Below are 17,820 nucleotides of genomic sequence, written 5' to 3'. Positions count from 1 at the left end.
AAGTAGGTTAAGAGAAAGATGGATATTTTGCTAGGTGTTCTTCCTTCCGTTGCGTGGGGAAGCATGATTTTAGTTAGTATGAAGATGGGCGGTGGACCTTACAGTCAAACGCTGGGAACAATTATTGGAGCTTTGATTCTTTCATTTGTTCAGTTTATGATTGTGCAGCCGGTGTTAACGCCAACGCTTGTTATTGTCGGAATTGTTTCAGGTTTGTTCTGGTCAGTAGGTCAAAGCAATCAGTTTAAAAGTGTTCCATACCTTGGGGTTTCAAAGTCAATGCCGATTTCAACGGGTATGCAATTAGTATCAACGGCTCTTTTTGGTGTTATTGTATTTAAAGAATGGTCAACGCTTCAAACGATTGTACTTGGATCTATTGCAATTCTTTTAATACTAGCAGGCGTTGTGCTTTCTTCATTAGACGGTAAAAAAGAAGGAGCACAAGGGACTCCAGGACAAACGAAAAAAGGAGTTATCACTCTTATCATTTCAAGTCTTGGATTCTTAGTTTACGTAGTTATCGCACGTATTTTCAACGTAGACGCATGGGCAGCTTTATTCCCGCAAGCAATTGGTATGTTAATTGGCGGTTTAATCATTACATACAAACATAAGCCATTTAACAAATATACGATTCGTAATATCTTACCAGGTCTAATCTGGGCATCTGGAAACATGTTCTTATTCTTATCTCAATCAAGACTAGGCGTAGCAACAAGCTTTTCATTATCGCAAATGGGTATCGTTATTTCTATCTTTGGCGGTATTGTCTTCTTGGGAGAAAAGAAAACGAAGCGTCAATTATTCTATGTATCTCTTGCGAGTGTACTGATTATTTCAGGCGGTATCTGCATAGGCCTCGCAAAAGCCCACGCTTAATTTATCGATGTAGAAAAACCCCCATGGCTAAAGTGCAGCCATGGGGGTTTTTCTAGACCTAAGGGTTTGAGGCACCCCTTGCGGGGTAGCCTCAAACCCTTAGTCAAATTCAAAGTCAAAGTCAAACCCACAGTGCTCTTCGGAATTTCCAAGCTGTACGTTTGTGTTAGGGGTTTCTCGTTCTTAAGGCTGATTGTTTTTCATTCTTTGTTAGGAAGCTGTTTGGTGTGAAATGGCTTATAGTAGTAGGAAAGGATGGAGGAGAGGCTATGATCAAGAGTATTTATGAGACGCATGTACAGGTTCGGAGTTTGGAGGATTCGATTGAATTTTATAGACGTCTTGGACTGACGTTTGTTCATAAAATTGAAGAGAGGCGCTGTGCTTTTTTCTTTGTAGGAGAACAAAAGCAGATGCTCGGGCTGTGGGAAACAAACGAAAAAGAGTTAAAAAGGAGTCATTTTGCTTTTGGAATTGAGGCAGCAGATATTCATGAAGCGTTAACGTGGCTGCGTTCAAAAGGCATTGAGCCGGAAGAAACGTCGTTTGGAAAGCCTCAAACAGAGCCAATTGTTCATACGTGGATGCCGGCAGCTTGCGTGTATTTTAATGACCCTGACGGTAACAGCTTAGAGTTAATTACGCTTTTGAATGATGAGCCTGTCGTATCTAAGGATTTTCCGTATTTAAGTGAATGGAATAAAGAGACAGGGACGAAATTATTTTAGCCGAAGTGAAAAACGAACCACTGATCAACGTGTTTGATTAGCGGTTCGTTTTTTTAGTTATGGTAAACGTAGGTTTCATATGTGTAGGTCTTTCTAGCAGTTAATTGGAAGGCAAGGCGTAGACTCCTGCGGGAAAAGCGGAACAGGTGAGACCCCGCAGGAGCGCAAGCGACGAGGAGGCTCACCGGCCGCCCGCGGAAAGCGAAGTCTTGCATGGAAATTAACTGCGGTGTCATAAGCGATCTATACGAGCTCGTGTATCCCGTTTGTTCATCTTTAGGTTGGATTCATTTCGTTATGTCTCAACCTTTTTTATGTATCATAAACGTAAGATTGACATAAGAATAAACATATAATATATTTGTTTATAAATTAATAAACAAAATAGAAAGGTGTCTATTTAAATGGTAAACGACTTGTTTTGGGAATCATCTTTTGAAGATATGAAGAAAGGGTACGGGGAAAGCGAAAATCACTACCACTGCTTACTGTGCGGTGAAAGCATTGAAAAAGGCATTATTTATCCGGTGGAAGGTGTTTTTTATGAAGCAAAACGCTATATGAAGCTTCATGTGGAACAGCAGCACGGGTCTGTGTTTCATCATTTGATAGGGCTAGATAAAGAAGTAACGGGTCTTTCTGATCATCAAAAAAATTTAGTGAAGTTTTTTAAAGAAGGAAAAAGTGATAGTGATATCCAAAAAGAAATGGGAATCGGCAGTTCATCCACCATTCGGAATCACCGCTTTACATTAAAGAAAAAAGAGCGTCAGGCAAAAGTGTTTTTAACGCTGATGGAACTGTTAAATGAAGGGGATGAAGAGAAGGCGGTACCCGTAACAAATACGGTGCCTAGAAGAAATCAGCGCTACAGCGTCAGTGATGAAGAACGTGAAAAGATTTTAGCGAAGAATTTTCCTCAAGGTTTAAACGGACCGCTTCGTACTTTTCATTTGCAAGAAAAACACCGTCTTGTTGTTCTTGAAGAATTAAGCGGGCATTTTGATTTTAATAGCACGTATACCGAAAAAGAAGTAAATGATAGGTTAACACCTTTTTATGACGATTATGCGGTGCTGCGACGCTATTTAATTGAGTACGGTTTCTTAGAGCGCAGCGCAGACGGAAGCAGCTACTGGAGAAAAGGAGAGACAGAGATGAGTACTGATTCGAAAGACTATAAAAAACAAATGAAGCAGCTAGCGAAAGAAGTAAAAACAGAAGGCGGCGTGTATCAAATTAAAAACCTTCAAAACGATAAGATTTACATTGGCTCTACGCCTAACATCAAAACGTTAAACGGCGTAAAGTTCACGTTAAAGACGAACACTCATCAAAATAAAGAGCTTCAAAACGAGTGGAATACGTACGGAGCGGATGCTTTTTCAATTGAGATGTTGGAAACGATTAAAAGAGAAGAAGAAAAAGCACTTTCAAAAAAGGATTTGCTGAAACTAGAAGCGAAATGGTTAGAGAAGCTGCAGCCTTACGGCGAAAAAGGCTATCATTCGCCGAAAGCTGATACAAAGGAGAAATAGGTGTGAAGAATCAAGATGTGAAAAGTGAAGTAGTGGAATCGGAAAAATCCGTCAGTAAGCTGATGCTTGTGTTTTTGATTCCGCTCATGTTAAGTAACGCCATGCAGTCCGTTGGGCAGCTGGCGGGGAGTATTATTGTCGGAAGAGCGCTTGGAGTTGATGCGTTAGCCGCTATTTCCGCTTTTTTTCCTCTGTTTTTTCTGCTTGTGTCGTTTTCAATTGGAATTGGGTCAGGAAGTTCCATTTTAATCGGGCAAGCGTACGGGGCACAAAATGAAAAACGAGTCAAAGAAATTATCGGTACCACGCTCACGTTTACATTTTTAGTCGGAATTGTGCTTGCTGTTTTGGGAAGCATATTTGCTCCGGAGATTCTTCGGATTATGGGAACGCCGGCTAATATTATTGATGTAACGGTTCACTATGCGCGCATTTTGTTTGTGGCGATTCCTGTTTTGTTTTTATACTTTGTTTATACGACGTTTATGCGCGGAACCGGAGACTCTAAAACGCCTTTTTACTTTTTAGTTGTGAGTACGGTCTTAAACCTCATTTTTCTTCCGATTTTAATTTTTGGATGGATCGGAGTGCCAAAGCTTGGAGTGTACGGCGCTGCGTACGCAACGGTGTTTTCAACCGTATTAACGTTCATTATTATGATCATTTATTTACGCAAGAAAAATCATCCGCTAAAGTTTGACTCATCTATTTCATTAAAAATGGACGGAACGCTGTTAAAGCTGCTTATGCGTTTAGGGATTCCCGCGAGTATCAATATGATTTTAGTTTCTCTTTCTGAAATTGCGGTTATTACGTTCGTAAACGGATTTGGCTCAGACGCTACAGCGGCGTACGGAGCGGTGAACCAAGTGGCAAGCTATGTACAAATGCCGGCAATCAGCTTAGGAATTGCGGTTTCTATTTTTGCGGCGCAGTCGATTGGTGCCAATAAATTTGAGCGTTTAAAAGAAGTGATTCGCTCTGGAATTATGCTGAATTACGTTATTGGAAGCATATTGATTTTACTTATTTATCTCTTTTCTAATCAAATTTTAGCACTGTTTTTAACAAGTCAGCACACGCTCCATATTGCCGAAGAGCTGTTAGTGATAACGCTTTGGAGCTATTTGATTTTCGGCCATGCGCAAATTATTACCGCTACGATGCGAGCAAGCGGTACGGTGCTTTGGCCTACGGTATTTAGTATTATGGCGATTTGGTGTGTAGAAGTGCCCGTAGCCTACGTGTTATCGCAGTTCACGTCTCTTGAAATCAAAGGAATTTGGATTGGATATCCAGCGGCGTTTGTGGTCAGCTTAATCCTGCAGTACAGCTATTATCAATTTGTATGGAAGAAAAAGAAAATTGAACGTCTTGTCGGATAAAAAACGAGCGGAAACGCTCGTTTTTTATTTTTTCTAATTAAAACACCCTTAGCAAAGAGTTTTAATAGGATAGTGCATATAACTTTTTAATGAAAAGAGGGTATGACACTATGAGTAAATCTGGATTTGTACCGGATAATTCAAATATTAAAAAAAGCTCAGGAACGCCTAATCTGTCAGTGAATTATAAGCAAAACGTCCTGTTCAAACGAAACGACCGAAATATAGCGTATCAACTAACCTCAACTCAGCTGCCAGCAATGCTCGGAGGTGCGTTTGTTGATTTATATATGACGAAAGGGCATATGAGAGAACCGCACTGGCATCCAAATGCGTGGGAATTAGATGTTGTCGTTTCAGGTGAAGTGCAGGTGTCTATCTTGGACCCTGATACAAGCAGCATGCACAATTACCGAATAAAAGAAGGCGAAGTTGTTTTTATACCGATGGGCTGGTGGCATTGGATCGAACCGCTATCGGAAGAAGCGCATCTGCATCTCTTTTTTAACAACGATCAATTTGAGTCTACAGAAGGATCCGACGTGCTGCGCTTAACGCCTCCGATCGTGTTTCAAAAAGCATACGGAGTAAGTGCAAGCGAAGTAGCAGAAGCCGTCGCTCCGATTACGGATACAGTTGTGATTGGACCGCCTAATAATCATTCTTTTTATCAAAAGAGCTATCTCAAAGATGAACGGGATGAAAGAATTGTGGTTAAAATAAATGAAAAAGTGGTGCCTGCTGAAGATAAGTAGCAAAAAAAGAGGGTGGGACAAAAGTCTTTTAGCCGAAGTGAAAAACGAACCATTAATCAAACTGTTTGATTAATGGTTCGTTTTTTTATTACGGTGAACGTAGATCTTATCTGTTTCACTCCTTCTAGCAGTTGATTGGAGGGCAAGGCAAAGACTCCTGCGGGAAAAGCGGAACAGATGAGACCCCGCAGGAGCGCAAGCGACGAGGAGGCTCAGCGGCCGCCCGCGGAAAGCGAAGCCTTGCACGGAAATCAACTGCGGTGTCACAAGCAGTTCAGCTCATGTATCTCCTTTGGTCGTCTTTAGATAGGTTTCATTTTGTTATGTCCCAGCCTCATTTTCGTGAGGCGTCTTTTATAAAAACAGCTCCTCACGTTCTAAGTGCTTGTGTAGACGGGTTGTGACTTGTTTTTGATTCCATTCGTTTTGCGGAAACTGCTGCTTGTCTACGTGAGCAACGGCCGGCTTATAGGTTTTTTGAATCCGTTTGATATCATTAAACGTTGCGTTGGTTTCAATGTGATCAGCCAGCGTAAATACAAGAGAATGCAGCTTTGCAACGTTGGGTACCGTAGCTGCTTGACTGAAAATGGCCTTTGCTACGGACAGCTGTCTTTCATGCGCAGTAAAGACGTCTTGTTCATTACGCTCTTTTAAAAAAACAAGTGCTTCTTTTCCGTTAAGGCGAATCGATCCTTTTGGAAAAACAATGTTGCTGTGTTCAAAAGCACGTTTGTTTGTGACGATAATGCCGCCTAATTTATCTACAGCATCGACGACTGCCTGCTGATCCATTTTGACATAATAATCAACAGGAAGCTTTGCATATGCTTCGACTTTCTTTACCACAGCATTCATATTTCCTTGGTGATAAATAGTTCGCAGTGTTTCATTACCGAGCTGAGTTGACCCTGGCAAGTGGGTCATTTTTATTGATTCATGCTGTTTATTAACAGTCATATACACAAATGACGTATTTTGATGGTTTTCTTGAATTAAAAGCAGGGAAAACGGTTGTCCTTTTTTTAAATTGACGTGTGTTTTGTTACCATGCTCAAGCGGTACATACGTTTGATCAACGGCAGCTTTCACCGTATGATAGCCTGCAAACGTGATGCTGACAAAACTGACGAGTAAAAATAGTACGAGACCGCCAATCCACTCTTTTTTTGCTTTGCTGCTCATCGTCTCACCTTTTTCTATCGAATTCGTTCGTAGTATTGCCATCTTAAAAGGGGAGTAAAACAAATGAGCGCTATTTTTATTGGATATCTTGCTTTTTCTTGGCGTAGGTTTTGAGTTCTGTAATTAAAATTGCTTGTTCTTCCACATTGTTAAACGCTTCAATGCCATAAAGGTATTCGGTGTGCCGTTTTTCTTTCCACACGCAAAGTCCGGTAATATGGATCGGTTTTTCATTTAAATAAAAGCTGATTTTTAGCTGAATTTGATGATTGAAAATAGGTAAATCAAGCGGCGTAATTATTTTGATTCCTTTTGGTGAAAGGTCGATAACAGACAAAGGACCTGGCTTAGAATCGATTTCTTTGTTGTCGTATTTAGCAATGGAAAACGTTCCAACAATGGGAGTCTCAAATAAAAAGCGAAACGGTTCTTCACGTTTAAAATGCATGTATCATCAGTCCTTTTCGTAATCTAAGTTTGTTAAGTAAGTATTCGATGAAAGTCTAAAAATTCCTACACGTTTTTCCCCATCCCTCATATAATGTTTATCGATGTAGAATATCTACCATGACCAAAGGGCGGCCATGGTAGATATTCTAGACCTAATCGTAGGTCACCCCCCTTGCGGGGTTGGTGGCCTACGATTAGGTGAACCTTTGTGGGAGGATTCGAGAGGTCTGGGGTAGCGAATACTGTTTCTAAGTACTGTTGCATTATTAAATAGCGGGTATATTAGTAAGGCATTCTTAAGAATTATAATAACTGCTTTTATAGTATCGGAAGTTCTGTTTGAAACTTTAAATAGAGAGGAAAAGGTTTTGAAAAAAGCGCTACGCTAGAGTTGGATTGTATGTTAAAATTAAACTTTGTGAAGTAGCTGTATTACAAGTCAGCGTTCCTTCAACTAATTAGGAGGTGAGATGAATGGGCACTGATGACCCCATTTCGATGAAGGTTACTGCAAAACAAGATAGGGGCAACAAAGGTGTATGTGTTCCTCTCATTTCAACGAAGGAAAATACTCCTTAATGCCTCAATGATGTGAGGTGAAAAATCAATGATTAAAACATACTTATATGATGATGAAACAAAAGAAATGGTAACGAATCTTGATTTAGGAGACGTGCATGAGAAATTGCGCAATCCTGATAATTTGCTGTGGATTGATCTGTATGATGTCCACGGACAAGAGCTTGCTCAAATTGCTAAATTATTCGATTTTCACCCATTGGCGATTGAAGACTGCTTACACGACAGTCCTCGCGCTAAAATGGATGATTACGAAGATTATAAATTTTTCGTTTTTCACGCGCTTCGCTATAACGAAGAAAGTGATGACGAGATTACGACGCTTGAGTTAAATGCCTTTGTCGGATCAAATTACGTAGTGACGATTCATAAACATAAAATGGGCTGGCTTCGCAAAATGGATGCCGTGTGCTCACGCTATCCGAAGTTTATGAACCGCGGCGCCGACTTTTTACTATATGCTTTGATTGATGGCATCACGGACGAATACTTTCCGATTTTAGACCGAATTGACATGCGCATTGATGAATTAGAAGATGAAATCTACAACAAAGAAGTGCGCGGAGTGACGGAAGAGTTCTTAGCCTTAAAAAGAACGATTATCTTAATCCGTCGCGTTATTCTGCCTCAGCGCCGAATTTTCTTAACGGTTAATGGAAAGTGGAAATTCGACATACGAGAAGAAAATGTTCCTTTCTACATTGACTTGCTTGACCACTTAGAGCGTATTGTAGACTCTGCCGAAACGTTTAGAGACCTCGTAAACAGTGCGCTTGATACGTATTATTCTATTACCAATGCAACTTCATCTGAAAAGCTGAATGTCTTAACGTTAATTTCAACGATTATGCTTCCGCTAACGTTCGTAACCGGATTTTTTGGAATGAACGTACCGATTCCATATCAAAATTCCCACTGGGCTACTGCTGTTATTATTGTTATGTTAATTGTGTTAACGTGGGGAATGTGGAAATACTTTAAAAACAAACAGCTGTTATAAGAAAAAGGCACTTGGCTATAAGCCAAGTGCCTTTTTCTTTCTTTATTTTGTCACCGTTTTTGTTGTTGTCTTACTCGTATTGTTCGCTTTGTCTTTTGCCGTTACGCTTAAAACTGTTTTTTCTTTTTGCTTTTTAATTTTTACTGAGTATTGTCCTTTGCTGTTAGCAGCAGCAGAGCCAATGCTTTTTTTGTTTACGGTTACTGTTACGGTAGCATTTGCTTCTGCTTTACCCGTTACAGCCGTGCTTTTTGTTGTGACAGCATTTACGCTTGGTGCAGCAGGAGGAGTTTTATCGCTCACTTTTACAGTCGTAGCTTTACTTGTGTTGTTAGCTGCGTCTGCTGCTGTTACGCTGATTGCTGTACCCGCTTTTTGTTTTTTAATCGTTATGCTGTACTGACCTTTTGCGTTAGCTTTTGCTTTGCCGATTTCTTTGTTGTTCACTTTCGCTACAACAGAGGCATTTGCTTCTGTTGTTCCTTTAATAGCTGTATCCGCGTCGCTGACTGGATTTACTTTAGGTGCATTTGGAGCAATAACGTCACGCACCGTTACTTTTACTTCTTCACTTTCTTGTTTTTGGCTGTTTGTAGCCGTGATATACAAGACTGTGTTTTCTTTTTGTTTTGGAATTTTTACTTTGAACGCGCCTTTTGCGTCAGCTTTTGCCGAAGCAATCACTTTTTTTGCGCTGTTTTTAACATTTACCGTAAAATTCGCTTTAGACGTTCCTGTTACGTATTCATCTTTATTCGTTACGGCTTTTACCGCTGGTTTGGCAGGTGCTTTTTGAACAACTGCACGAATGCTTGTACTTGCTTTTCCGTTTGTTACAACCACTTGTAAAACGGTATCTGCTTTTTGAGCTGGAATGTTCACAGAGAACGTATTTTTTGTATCAGCTTTGGCAGTGCCAAGTGTTTTTGAACCGTTCATCACTTTAACAGTTGAACCGCTTTGAGCTTTACCTGTAACCATTTTTTGCGTGCTGACAAATGTATTTACCTGCGCTTGCAGCTGCTGTGCACTTACCGCGCTGTACGCATTTAAACGTCCCCATCCTGATACGTAATCGTAGCCTGGAGCAGGGGGAGCTGCTGGACTTTCTTCGTCATCATATACAGGAGCATCTTTCTCGTCAAACTTAATATCTTTAGCTGTGTCCGTTAGGCGTTTTTCAACGTCTTTTGGCTTTAAGCCTGGATTTTGGGATAGTAATAATCCCGCAACGGCTGCCACATGAGGTGTTGCCATTGATGTTCCGCTTAAGTAAGTAACGTTTCCGTCTGGAACAAGACTTGGAATATCAGAGCCTGGAGCTGTAATATCTAATCCTTTTCCATAGTTTGAGTAGTCAGATACGATATCTAAACGGTTTGATGCGCCTACTGAAATCGCATAGGCAGATGAAGCTGGGTACGAGAGCTCTTCCATACCGTCGTTTCCGCTTGCTGCTACAACCGTTACGTTATGGTCGTATGCATATTTTAATGAATATTCAAGCACGCGGCTGTAAGATCCGCCAAGGCTTAAGTTAATAACTTTTGCACCGTGATCAACCGCGTATTTAATACCGTACGCAATTTGTTCTGTATCTCCGCTTCCAGATGCGTCTAGAATTTTAACCGGTAAAATTTTAGCGTGAGAATTAATGCCGGCCATTGAATAGTTATTGTTTGCAGAGGCTGCGATAATACCAGCTACGTGAGTTCCGTGTCCGTTGTCATCAGTTGCATTTGACGAACGATCCACGTAGTTATAGCCTGTCTTTGTATCCACTACGCCTTTTAAATCAGCTAGTGATGAATCGACGCCCGTATCGGCAACGGCAATAACCGTATCTTTTAATTTTTGACCGTTTAGTAATTTTTCAAGCGATTCGTATTGAATATCGGCATGCTGAGTACCGTCATTTTTACCCGTGTTGTTTAATGACCATTGATACGGATATTGTGAATCCATCGAAAGAGCGTGATACTCTTGAACCGGCTCGATAAATTCAGTTTCAGGAAGTGCCTGAATTTGTTTTGCCGTCATTTTACCTTGAGCAGATGACGTGCTGAAGCTTTTTCCATTGCTGTCATCTAATTGAATAACAAACATATTATCAAAAGAAGCAGCTGATTGTTTTAATGGATTAATAGATTCAATGCTTGCTGATTTTGACTGTGCTTTTGTTTTAAATGATTTAGCATTTGCACCATCTTTTAATTTAACAATATAGCGAGTTTCAGCTTTTGTTGAAACGCTGTTTGCGCTGACTAATTTAGCTCTTACTAATACAGACGATACATTTAAGTCCGTAACGTCTTTTAATTTTGTCTGCGCTGCTACTTTTTCTAAATCTTTCTTTAAAGCAGCTGGAACAGATTTGTATGCGATGCTGTATAAATCATTGATTGCTTTTTGATCAGCACTTGTGATCATGTAGGTGCTTGATGCGCCGTTTTTCGCCACATCTGTAAATAGACCCTTTAGCTGAACTAAATCTTTGTATACTTGTTCACGCATCGATTTATCAATAATCATTTTAGAACTGATAAACGGAGCGGCTTTGTAGTAAAGAGAAGAAAGGTCCTTTCCGCTTGCTGTTTTTGAAAGCACAGCGTCACGAATCGTACGCAAATCTTTTAAAATACCTTTTCCGTTTTCTTTTTGGCTTGTACTTAATTCAGCCGGGCATTCTTCTTCCATCATTTGAGAAGGAGGAAGTGATGCGCCTTCATAGCTGATTGTGTAAGGAACTTCTGTTTTTAATTCCGGTTGAGGTTCAGAAGGTTTTTTTCCATCTTCTTCTGTATCGTCTTCGATGATGATATCTTCATCTCCGTAATATTCAACCTTTACATAATAAGGACCTGTCCAAGCGATTGGAAAATCTAGCTGAGCAGGCTCATCTTTGTAAGAGTATCCCATATAACGGTCAAATGCCACGTTGTTTTTGGCATCTTCAAGACTAGAGTAAATCGTGATATTTACTTCATCATCACTTTGAAGCTTAATTCGGTAGTGTGAAAACTTTGCTACCTCTTGCTTAGAAGGATTAATTTTGTACCAATGTGTTTGTTCTGGTTCTGTAAATGTTCCTTTTGCTGCTTTACCAATGCTTAATGTTTTTTCATTAGCAGGAGGATTGCCTGCCGCTTGTGTTTTCAGTAAGCCTAATTGGCTAAAACACAAGGTGAACATTAAAGCAAAAGCAATAAAACGATAAATTGACCCTTTTTTCATGTTAAACCTCCAAAAAAATATAGTAAAAAACAGGAATTACATACCTATTAAACCATAAAGTTTAAAAACTTGTAAATAATTACTGTTGCTTATTTTAGTATTTTGTCAAGTTATTAATCTCGTATAAGAAATGGTGAGATAAGTCCTGGTTGCAAAAAGTAGAAAAAATTGGAATAATAAAGATTGAGCCTATTTGTAAGAGGCGAAAGTACGCTGAAAAGGGAAGAAGGGAATGAGAATTATTTTTAAAAGCAGAATCTGTTGGAGAAAATCTGATCGGTTTCTTTTTACCTGTGTTTATAAAGAGGAAATCGGGCTATATAAATAAAGATTGGAAAAATTTTCAGTCTAATTAAGTTCATTTGTAGCATATAATACGAGCTGGATTTCTTTTATAATAAACAAAAGCAAAGAAAGAGCAAATGGTGAAAAGGAGTGAAAGAAGTTGTCAAATGTGATGCAACGACAGGAAAAACGAATGAAGTTTGATGCCGAACAGCTTGCACCCCTTGATATTGATAAAGAGACAAAGAAGTTGCTAACAGAAAAAGGATTGCCCAAAGAAGCTTCACCATTTCTAGAGTTCGTTTCATCCAAAGGAAAGCTAACAACATTATGCGAAACATTTGAGTTATCATCTCGCTACCAGCACTATTGGTTTTTAGGAACAACTGGCGCTGGAGATCCAATTTGTCTTCATCAAAAAAACGGTTCGGTTGTGCTGCTCGATACGTCCAACGATGACTGCGAGCGCTTTGTTAATACAACTTTTCCGCAGTTTTTAGCATGCTTAGATGTGTTTGAAGAGCTAGTAGAAGAAACGATTCAAGCTAACGGAGAATCTGCATACTTAGAGAGACACATTCCTGCTGAGGTGCTGCAGCGATGCAAAAAACGTATGAATGAAATTGATGAAGCCTGCTTAGCCCTTTATTCTTTTTGGTTCAAAGAACTTTCTTTTTAATAATATAGTAGAAAAATAGACATGGCCGCTTTGGTCATGTCTATTTAGTTGTGGCTGCAGGGCTATTAATATAGATAGAATAAATAAAAATGATAGTATATAATGGATATAAATTCCTTTTTTTGAAGAGGGAGGAGGGTGTAAATGATTTCTTTATTTGGATTAATGGGTGCTTTCTTTGTGCTGCTTTTTGGTGCGTCGTATTTCTTCTATAGAAAGAACTCGCCCGTGCAGTATGGAATTTCACTTAGCAGCATGCTAATAAGCATATTTCTATTTCTATATAGCATATTTGGAGTTGGCGGCTTTGAAGGAATGGGTCTTGGTGCTTTAGCGGTCGCTTTGTTCTTGGCGTCGATTCTGAGCTTGTTCGTCAGTGTTCTTTTTAATATCATAAATAGACATGGGAAAGGTGCTGTGTGAAATGGGAGAAATAACCTTTAGAGAAGCAGTGCGGGAAGATTTAGATCAAATTGTTGAAATGCTCGCTGATGATATGCTCGGAAGCAAACGAGAACGCTACGAATTACCGCTTCCAGACTGTTATGTTCAAGCATTTCAGGCAATTGATGCGGATCCAAACAATGAACTGATTGTCGCATGTAAAGATAGTGAAGTAATAGGTGTTCAACAAATAACCTTTACGCCCCACATTGCACGACAAGGCGGGTGGAGAGCCACGATTGAAGGAGTTCGAACCGCTTCGTCACAGCGCGGAAAAGGGGTTGGATATCAGCTGATTACATGGGCGATTGAACGAGCGAAAGAACGTAATTGTCAGTTAGTACAATTAACAACCGACAAGGAACGGTCAGAGGCTTTGCGTTTTTATCAAAAGCTTGGATTCACAGCTTCTCATGAAGGATTAAAGCTCCATTTGTAATTGGCTGTTAATGGTTGTATCCCCGTGGTAAGAATTTTTTAGTTTAGTTCAATTGAAACGTGGTATACAGATAGTACAGAGCCGATAGAAATTTTTCTAAGGCTACTGTGAAAGGTAAATAGTTAGCTTCATGAAGGGACTGGTTTAGTTTTGGAATACTTAACAGCAACTTCAGCAAACGTATTACCTCACATGAAAAGCAGATATTCTGATCTGACAATTGGCACTCTCGTTATGAACCGATATACGTAGCGAAAGGGCCCCACAAGGGCAAATGAACATGAAATAATTAGCATGATATGAAGGGAAGAACCTGCATCAGTTTTGATGCAGGTTCTTTTTTGTGAGATGCGGCAAGAAATCTTATACAAAACTTTGGCAGGAATTTATATGTAAAATCTATAAGTTAAGTATGGTAAATTATTTTAACATTACGGATGAAATCATACATACGATAATTATGAAAGAAGCTAAAAGCCAGCTAGAACATTACTGAAAAAAAATCTTTAAATGAATGCACTACGAAATTTCTTATAACTTATTTGACACCTAAGGTATAAAAGAGTATACTTATGTTAAACATAGTAATTATGTCGGATAAGTAGGTTATGGTGCTGTGAACAAGACTTCTACTGATAAAGAGGAGATCTAGTCCAAATCGTACAGTCCGACTTTGATGAGATGCTTTAAGCATCTTTTTTTTGTGCAAAAAAACAGCCGTAGGGGCTGTTATAGGGCAGTAATTCTTCCTTTGTAAGCATCAATCAACCGCTGGTTATGTTCATCTGAACCTTCCATGTTTCCGCTTAAAAAGACAGGAGGCGTGATGCCGCGGCTGAGCAGTTTTTGAATGGTTATAGATAAAATATCGTTTAAGATAGCGCCTCCAATTACAGTAGAACCAGAAGCGAAGGAAATGTCTTGCTGATGAAGAAGAACGTCTCCTTTTGGAATATGATTATTAATAACAAGATCCACGACATCATGAAGGTATTTTCCGGTTTTATGTCGCGAAGCCCGGCTCGTGGCATAAGAAGGAGAGGTAAGCCCGATAACAAAGGCGCCTTTTTCTTTTGCAATTAAAGCTACATCAATCGGAACGGGATTTACGCCCGATGTAGAAATGACAATCATGATATCGCCTGGTACGATATCTTCTTTTTCCATAAAGGTGGAGGCATAGTCGTTTTTACGCTCTAGCTGTGAAGAGCGCGAAGCTCCTTTATGAAGCATCAGTTCTTCCACAAAAATAGGATGAATCGGTGCAAGCCCTCCAGAACGGTAAAACACTTCTTCCGTTAAAATATGAGAATGACCGCACCCAAATAAATGAATGAGGTGATGAGAAGCCAATTGCTGTGAGATTTTCTCGGCTGCGGATTCTATTGCCTGCTGTTCATGCGCCTCCACTTTAGCAAGCAGTTTTGTTAGTTCCTGTAGATATAAACTAGACATAAAAAAAACTCCTTAGTTTTAAGATCGTGTCATGTTAATCGTAAACTTATAGCGGTCTGCTCGGTACGAAGATTTCACCACTTCAAGCGGCGTGCCGTCTTGCAAATACGTATTTCGTTGAATCAGTAGAACGGGTGAATATGAGTTGATTCCAAGATGCTTCACTTCGGTTTCAGAAGCTAAAATGGATTCTAACGTTTGATTGGCTTCGCCAATTTTCAGGCCCAACTCTTCTTCTATATAGCGGTAAAGAGAGTCGTTAACAATGGATTCTGTTAACCCTTTGACTAAGTTAGCGGATACATATACGCTTTCGAGCGCCATTGGCACGTCGTCAGCTAAACGAATACGCTTGATTTCATAAACAGGTGCATGAAGAGAAATGTGCAGCTGCTCGGCAATTTTTTCTGAAGCCGCAATGATTTCAAAGCTCAGCAATTTACTGCTTGGCACCATTCCGCGCGCTTTCATATCTTCTGTAAAACTCGTTAATCCAACGAGCTGCTGCTCCAGTTTTTTTTCAGATACAAAGGTGCCGCGGCCTTTTTGACGATATAAATAACCGTCGTTTACTAAATTGTTAATCGCTTGGCGAACGGTCATTCTGCTGATTTCAAATCGTTCTGCAAACTCTCGTTCAGAAGGAAGCGAATCATTTGGTTTTAACTCTCCGTTTTCAATTTGTTTTTTCAACTGTTCTTCAATTTGATAATAAATCGGAAGAGGTGAGCTTTTATCAATCACTTAAGTTCTCTCCTTTATGTAAACCTCCTCATCTAAAAAAGACGAGGAGGCTATAAATTAAACCGTAGTCGATACTTTAGCTAAAGCTTCTTGGTCCGCAATAATTGTAACACAGTGATGCTTCTTTAAAATAGAAGCAGGGAAGTCTTCTGTGATTTCTCCGTTAAGCAGCTGATACATCGCTTCTGCTTTGGCTTCCCCGGAGATAAGCAGTAAAATTTCTTTACTTTTCATAATCGATTCAATTCCCATTGTAATAGCCTGAGTAGGCACTTCGTCAAGAGAATTAAAGTAGCGCGCATTGGCTTTTCGCGTTGACTCTTCTAACGTCACAATATGAGTAGGAGAGTTGAATGACGTACCAGGTTCGTTAAAGCCAATGTGTCCGTTTTGACCGATTCCAAGAATCTGAAGGTCAATGCCTCCGTGATTTTGAATCATTTCATCGTAGCGGCGGCATTCTTCTTCAGGCGTATCAGCCAGCCCGTTAGGAACGTGCGTGTTGCTTACGTCAATATCAATGTGATTAAATAACGCATCTGCCATATAGTAGTGATAGCTGTTTGGATCTTGCGGCTTCATTCCCACATATTCATCTAAGTTAAAGGAAGTAACGTGTTTGTAAGACGTGCCGTGCTCTTTATGATCTTGAATTAAACGATTATATAATCCTTTCGGCGTGCCTCCCGTTGCAAGTCCCAGATTCATATTTGGCTTTTCATGAAGTTTGCTAATCAGCATATCAGCTGCTTTTGCACTCATTTCACTGTAGTTTTTCACTTGGATGATATTCATTGTTAGTCCTCCTTTTGAAAGCTCAATGTGCCTCGGCAAAATGTCATTTCAACATCTAAGTTTTCATTTAACACCACGATATCCGCATCTTTTCCAATTTTAAGGCTTCCTTTTGTATCAAACAGGTTAAGCTGTTTTGCTGGGTTTTCAGCGGTCATCTTTACGATGTCTTCTAATGAGCAGTTCGTAAAGCTCATCGTGTTTTTAATCGCATCGTTCATCTTTAAGATGCTTCCTGCTAACGTTCCATCTGCAAGGGTAGCCGTTGTGTCGTTTACGTGAACAGGCTGTCCGCCTAAATCATACGTACCGTTTTTTAGCCATTTGGCACGAAGAGAATCCGTGATAAGAATCATGCGTTCACTTGTAATTTGATCGTACGCAAGCTTGACCATTTCAGGTCGGCAGTGGATGCCGTCTGTAATCAGCTCTACAAATAATTCATTTCTCAAATAAGCGGCGCCTAATACGCCGGGCTCTCTATGGTGAAGACCGCGCATGCCGTTATATAAATGCGTAATATGAGAAGCTCCTGCTTCGATGGCTTCACCAACTTGATCATATGTGCTGTCGGAGTGGCCAATAGAAGCGACGACGTTTGTTTCTTTTAAATAAGAAGTAAGAGATAAGCCGTTTGGCTGCTCTGGAGCTAACGTAACAAGTTTAATATGTCCTCCGGCTGCTTTTTGCCACTCTTGAAACAGTGCCACATTCGGATCTTGAATGTGAGTAGGGGGCTGCGCGCCCGCACGTTTTGGTGAAATAAACGGACCTTCTAAGTGAATACCAACTACTTCAGCATCCGCATCTGTTTGCTCTTCGATATAAGCGCCCGCGTTGCGAAGTGCTTTTTCAACCGCTTCATTCGACTGCGTCATAGTAGTTGCTAAAAAGCTTGTTGTACCTTCTTTTGGAAGCGTGCGCGCCATTGTTTTTAATGCTTCTGCTGTACCGTCCATAGCGTCCGCATTGTTAACGCCATGAATATGCACGTCAATGGCACCAGGAATCACTTTATAGGAAGGAGAAAGTTCAATTACATGGTCTTTCGGCTGACGTACGTATTGATGGATCTCTCCGATTTCAGTAATTTTCTTGTTCGTTAGTTTGATATACCCGTTTTTTAATGTCTGATTTTCACTATAAACGGTTACATTATAAATAATGATGGATGAATGTGTATCCATACATACACTCCTTTGCTCGTTGTATTGATTTAAGTGTAACGCTTTTTGGAATAGTT

The 17,820-nt window shown here is 40.0% G+C and carries 17 protein-coding genes; 10 read left to right on the top strand and 7 right to left on the bottom strand.

The genetic code is table 11. From position 1 onward, the window contains the following. Window positions 1–18: 18 nt before the first annotated feature. From ACXAE4_RS22035 to ACXAE4_RS22010, 6 genes are all read left to right on the top strand, one after another. Window positions 19–882, top strand: coding sequence for a GRP family sugar transporter (locus tag ACXAE4_RS22035; RefSeq protein WP_014461163.1), 864 nt, complete (start codon window positions 19–21; stop codon window positions 880–882). Between the two features lie 269 nt (window positions 883–1,151). Then, window positions 1,152–1,610, top strand: coding sequence for a VOC family protein (locus tag ACXAE4_RS22030; protein WP_289578800.1), 459 nt, complete (start codon window positions 1,152–1,154; stop codon window positions 1,608–1,610). Between the two features lie 404 nt (window positions 1,611–2,014). Next, the gene (locus tag ACXAE4_RS22025) at window positions 2,015–3,148 is read left to right on the top strand and encodes a DUF2087 domain-containing protein (protein WP_289578801.1); all 1,134 of its coding nucleotides are present in this window, start codon (window positions 2,015–2,017) and stop codon (window positions 3,146–3,148) included. A gap of 62 nt (window positions 3,149–3,210) precedes the next feature. Continuing rightward, window positions 3,211–4,533, top strand: coding sequence for an MATE family efflux transporter (locus tag ACXAE4_RS22020; RefSeq protein ID WP_226556148.1), 1,323 nt, complete (start codon window positions 3,211–3,213; stop codon window positions 4,531–4,533). A gap of 110 nt (window positions 4,534–4,643) precedes the next feature. Continuing rightward, on the top strand, window positions 4,644–5,288 hold the full coding sequence (locus ACXAE4_RS22015; RefSeq protein WP_099330724.1) for a cupin domain-containing protein: 645 nt from the start codon (window positions 4,644–4,646) through the stop codon (window positions 5,286–5,288). 131 nt (window positions 5,289–5,419) lie between these two features. After that, entirely contained in the window at window positions 5,420–5,692 is a 273-nt protein-coding gene (locus ACXAE4_RS22010) for a hypothetical protein (RefSeq protein ID WP_165573209.1), read from the top strand. Here the strand turns inward: ACXAE4_RS22010 and ACXAE4_RS22005 are convergent. Together ACXAE4_RS22005 and ACXAE4_RS22000 are read right to left on the bottom strand one after the other, a co-directional pair. Then, window positions 5,643–6,473, bottom strand: coding sequence for an LCP family glycopolymer transferase (locus ACXAE4_RS22005; protein WP_165573297.1), 831 nt, complete (start codon window positions 6,471–6,473; stop codon window positions 5,643–5,645). The two genes, ACXAE4_RS22010 and ACXAE4_RS22005, sit on opposite strands and share 50 nt — an antisense overlap. 76 nt (window positions 6,474–6,549) lie before the next feature. Further along, entirely contained in the window at window positions 6,550–6,921 is a 372-nt protein-coding gene (locus ACXAE4_RS22000; RefSeq protein WP_098627393.1) for a PilZ domain-containing protein, read from the bottom strand. 609 nt (window positions 6,922–7,530) lie between these two features. Between ACXAE4_RS22000 and corA the strand changes: the two genes are divergently transcribed. After that, a complete protein-coding gene (corA, locus tag ACXAE4_RS21995; RefSeq protein WP_013055874.1) occupies window positions 7,531–8,502 on the top strand; it encodes a magnesium/cobalt transporter CorA in 972 nt (323 codons plus the stop codon). A 42-nt stretch (window positions 8,503–8,544) separates the two neighbouring features. Here the strand turns inward: corA and ACXAE4_RS21990 are convergent, their stop codons facing one another. Continuing rightward, window positions 8,545–11,736, bottom strand: a complete 3,192-nt coding sequence (locus ACXAE4_RS21990) for a S8 family peptidase (protein ID WP_289578802.1) — start codon at window positions 11,734–11,736, stop codon at window positions 8,545–8,547. 454 nt (window positions 11,737–12,190) lie between these two features. On the opposite strand from ACXAE4_RS21990, the gene ACXAE4_RS21985 reads away from it, so the two are divergent. From ACXAE4_RS21985 to ACXAE4_RS21975, 3 genes are all read left to right on the top strand, one after another. Then, window positions 12,191–12,700 carry an SUKH-4 family immunity protein gene (locus ACXAE4_RS21985; RefSeq protein ID WP_231503827.1) on the top strand — a complete coding sequence of 170 codons (510 nt, stop codon included), beginning with the start codon at window positions 12,191–12,193 and terminating at the stop codon, window positions 12,698–12,700. A gap of 144 nt (window positions 12,701–12,844) precedes the next feature. Beyond that, window positions 12,845–13,123 (top strand): YesK-like family protein, encoded by a 279-nt coding sequence (locus ACXAE4_RS21980; protein WP_014461152.1) that lies wholly within the window; start codon window positions 12,845–12,847, stop codon window positions 13,121–13,123. Between the two features lies 1 nt (window position 13,124). Further along, entirely contained in the window at window positions 13,125–13,583 is a 459-nt protein-coding gene (locus ACXAE4_RS21975) for a GNAT family N-acetyltransferase (RefSeq protein ID WP_028414227.1), read from the top strand. Window positions 13,584–14,312: 729 nt separating this feature from the next. Here the strand turns inward: ACXAE4_RS21975 and ACXAE4_RS21970 are convergent. Genes ACXAE4_RS21970 through nagA form a run of 4 tightly spaced genes read right to left on the bottom strand, consistent with a single transcriptional unit; the run spans window position 14,313 to window position 17,764 of the window. Continuing rightward, window positions 14,313–15,038: an SIS domain-containing protein gene (locus ACXAE4_RS21970; RefSeq protein ID WP_028414226.1), complete on the bottom strand. Its 726-nt coding sequence runs from the start codon at window positions 15,036–15,038 to the stop codon at window positions 14,313–14,315. An 18-nt stretch (window positions 15,039–15,056) separates the two neighbouring features. After that, complete coding sequence (locus ACXAE4_RS21965) at window positions 15,057–15,782, bottom strand: GntR family transcriptional regulator (protein ID WP_028414225.1); 726 nt, start codon at window positions 15,780–15,782, stop codon at window positions 15,057–15,059. A 57-nt stretch (window positions 15,783–15,839) separates the two neighbouring features. Further along, complete coding sequence (nagB, locus tag ACXAE4_RS21960) at window positions 15,840–16,577, bottom strand: glucosamine-6-phosphate deaminase (RefSeq protein WP_028414224.1); 738 nt, start codon at window positions 16,575–16,577, stop codon at window positions 15,840–15,842. A gap of 2 nt (window positions 16,578–16,579) precedes the next feature. Further along, window positions 16,580–17,764: an N-acetylglucosamine-6-phosphate deacetylase gene (gene nagA, locus ACXAE4_RS21955; protein WP_028414223.1), complete on the bottom strand. Its 1,185-nt coding sequence runs from the start codon at window positions 17,762–17,764 to the stop codon at window positions 16,580–16,582. Window positions 17,765–17,820: the final 56 nt, after the last annotated feature.

This window comes from Priestia sp. ABM2_011, from assembly GCF_056158845.1.
Note: the sequence above shows the minus strand (reverse complement) of the source record. Positions and strands in the feature narration are given on the sequence as shown.

What these genes read in the sequence shown, in the direction of transcription:
- nagB (WP_028414224.1), bottom strand. Translation starts at nt 16,577, where the DNA reads ATGAATATCATCCAAGTGAAAAACTACAGTGAAATGAGTGCAAAAGCA.
- ACXAE4_RS22005 (WP_165573297.1), bottom strand. Translation starts at nt 6,473, where the DNA reads ATGAGCAGCAAAGCAAAAAAAGAGTGGATTGGCGGTCTCGTACTATTT.
- ACXAE4_RS22020 (WP_226556148.1), top strand. Translation starts at nt 3,211, where the DNA reads ATGCTTGTGTTTTTGATTCCGCTCATGTTAAGTAACGCCATGCAGTCC.
- ACXAE4_RS22025 (WP_289578801.1), top strand. Translation starts at nt 2,015, where the DNA reads ATGGTAAACGACTTGTTTTGGGAATCATCTTTTGAAGATATGAAGAAA.
- ACXAE4_RS22035 (WP_014461163.1), top strand. Translation starts at nt 19, where the DNA reads ATGGATATTTTGCTAGGTGTTCTTCCTTCCGTTGCGTGGGGAAGCATG.
- nagA (WP_028414223.1), bottom strand. Translation starts at nt 17,764, where the DNA reads ATGGATACACATTCATCCATCATTATTTATAATGTAACCGTTTATAGT.
- ACXAE4_RS21990 (WP_289578802.1), bottom strand. Translation starts at nt 11,736, where the DNA reads ATGAAAAAAGGGTCAATTTATCGTTTTATTGCTTTTGCTTTAATGTTC.
- ACXAE4_RS22015 (WP_099330724.1), top strand. Translation starts at nt 4,644, where the DNA reads ATGAGTAAATCTGGATTTGTACCGGATAATTCAAATATTAAAAAAAGC.
- ACXAE4_RS21970 (WP_028414226.1), bottom strand. Translation starts at nt 15,038, where the DNA reads ATGTCTAGTTTATATCTACAGGAACTAACAAAACTGCTTGCTAAAGTG.
- ACXAE4_RS22000 (WP_098627393.1), bottom strand. Translation starts at nt 6,921, where the DNA reads ATGCATTTTAAACGTGAAGAACCGTTTCGCTTTTTATTTGAGACTCCC.
- corA (WP_013055874.1), top strand. Translation starts at nt 7,531, where the DNA reads ATGATTAAAACATACTTATATGATGATGAAACAAAAGAAATGGTAACG.
- ACXAE4_RS21980 (WP_014461152.1), top strand. Translation starts at nt 12,845, where the DNA reads ATGATTTCTTTATTTGGATTAATGGGTGCTTTCTTTGTGCTGCTTTTT.
- ACXAE4_RS22030 (WP_289578800.1), top strand. Translation starts at nt 1,152, where the DNA reads ATGATCAAGAGTATTTATGAGACGCATGTACAGGTTCGGAGTTTGGAG.
- ACXAE4_RS21975 (WP_028414227.1), top strand. Translation starts at nt 13,125, where the DNA reads ATGGGAGAAATAACCTTTAGAGAAGCAGTGCGGGAAGATTTAGATCAA.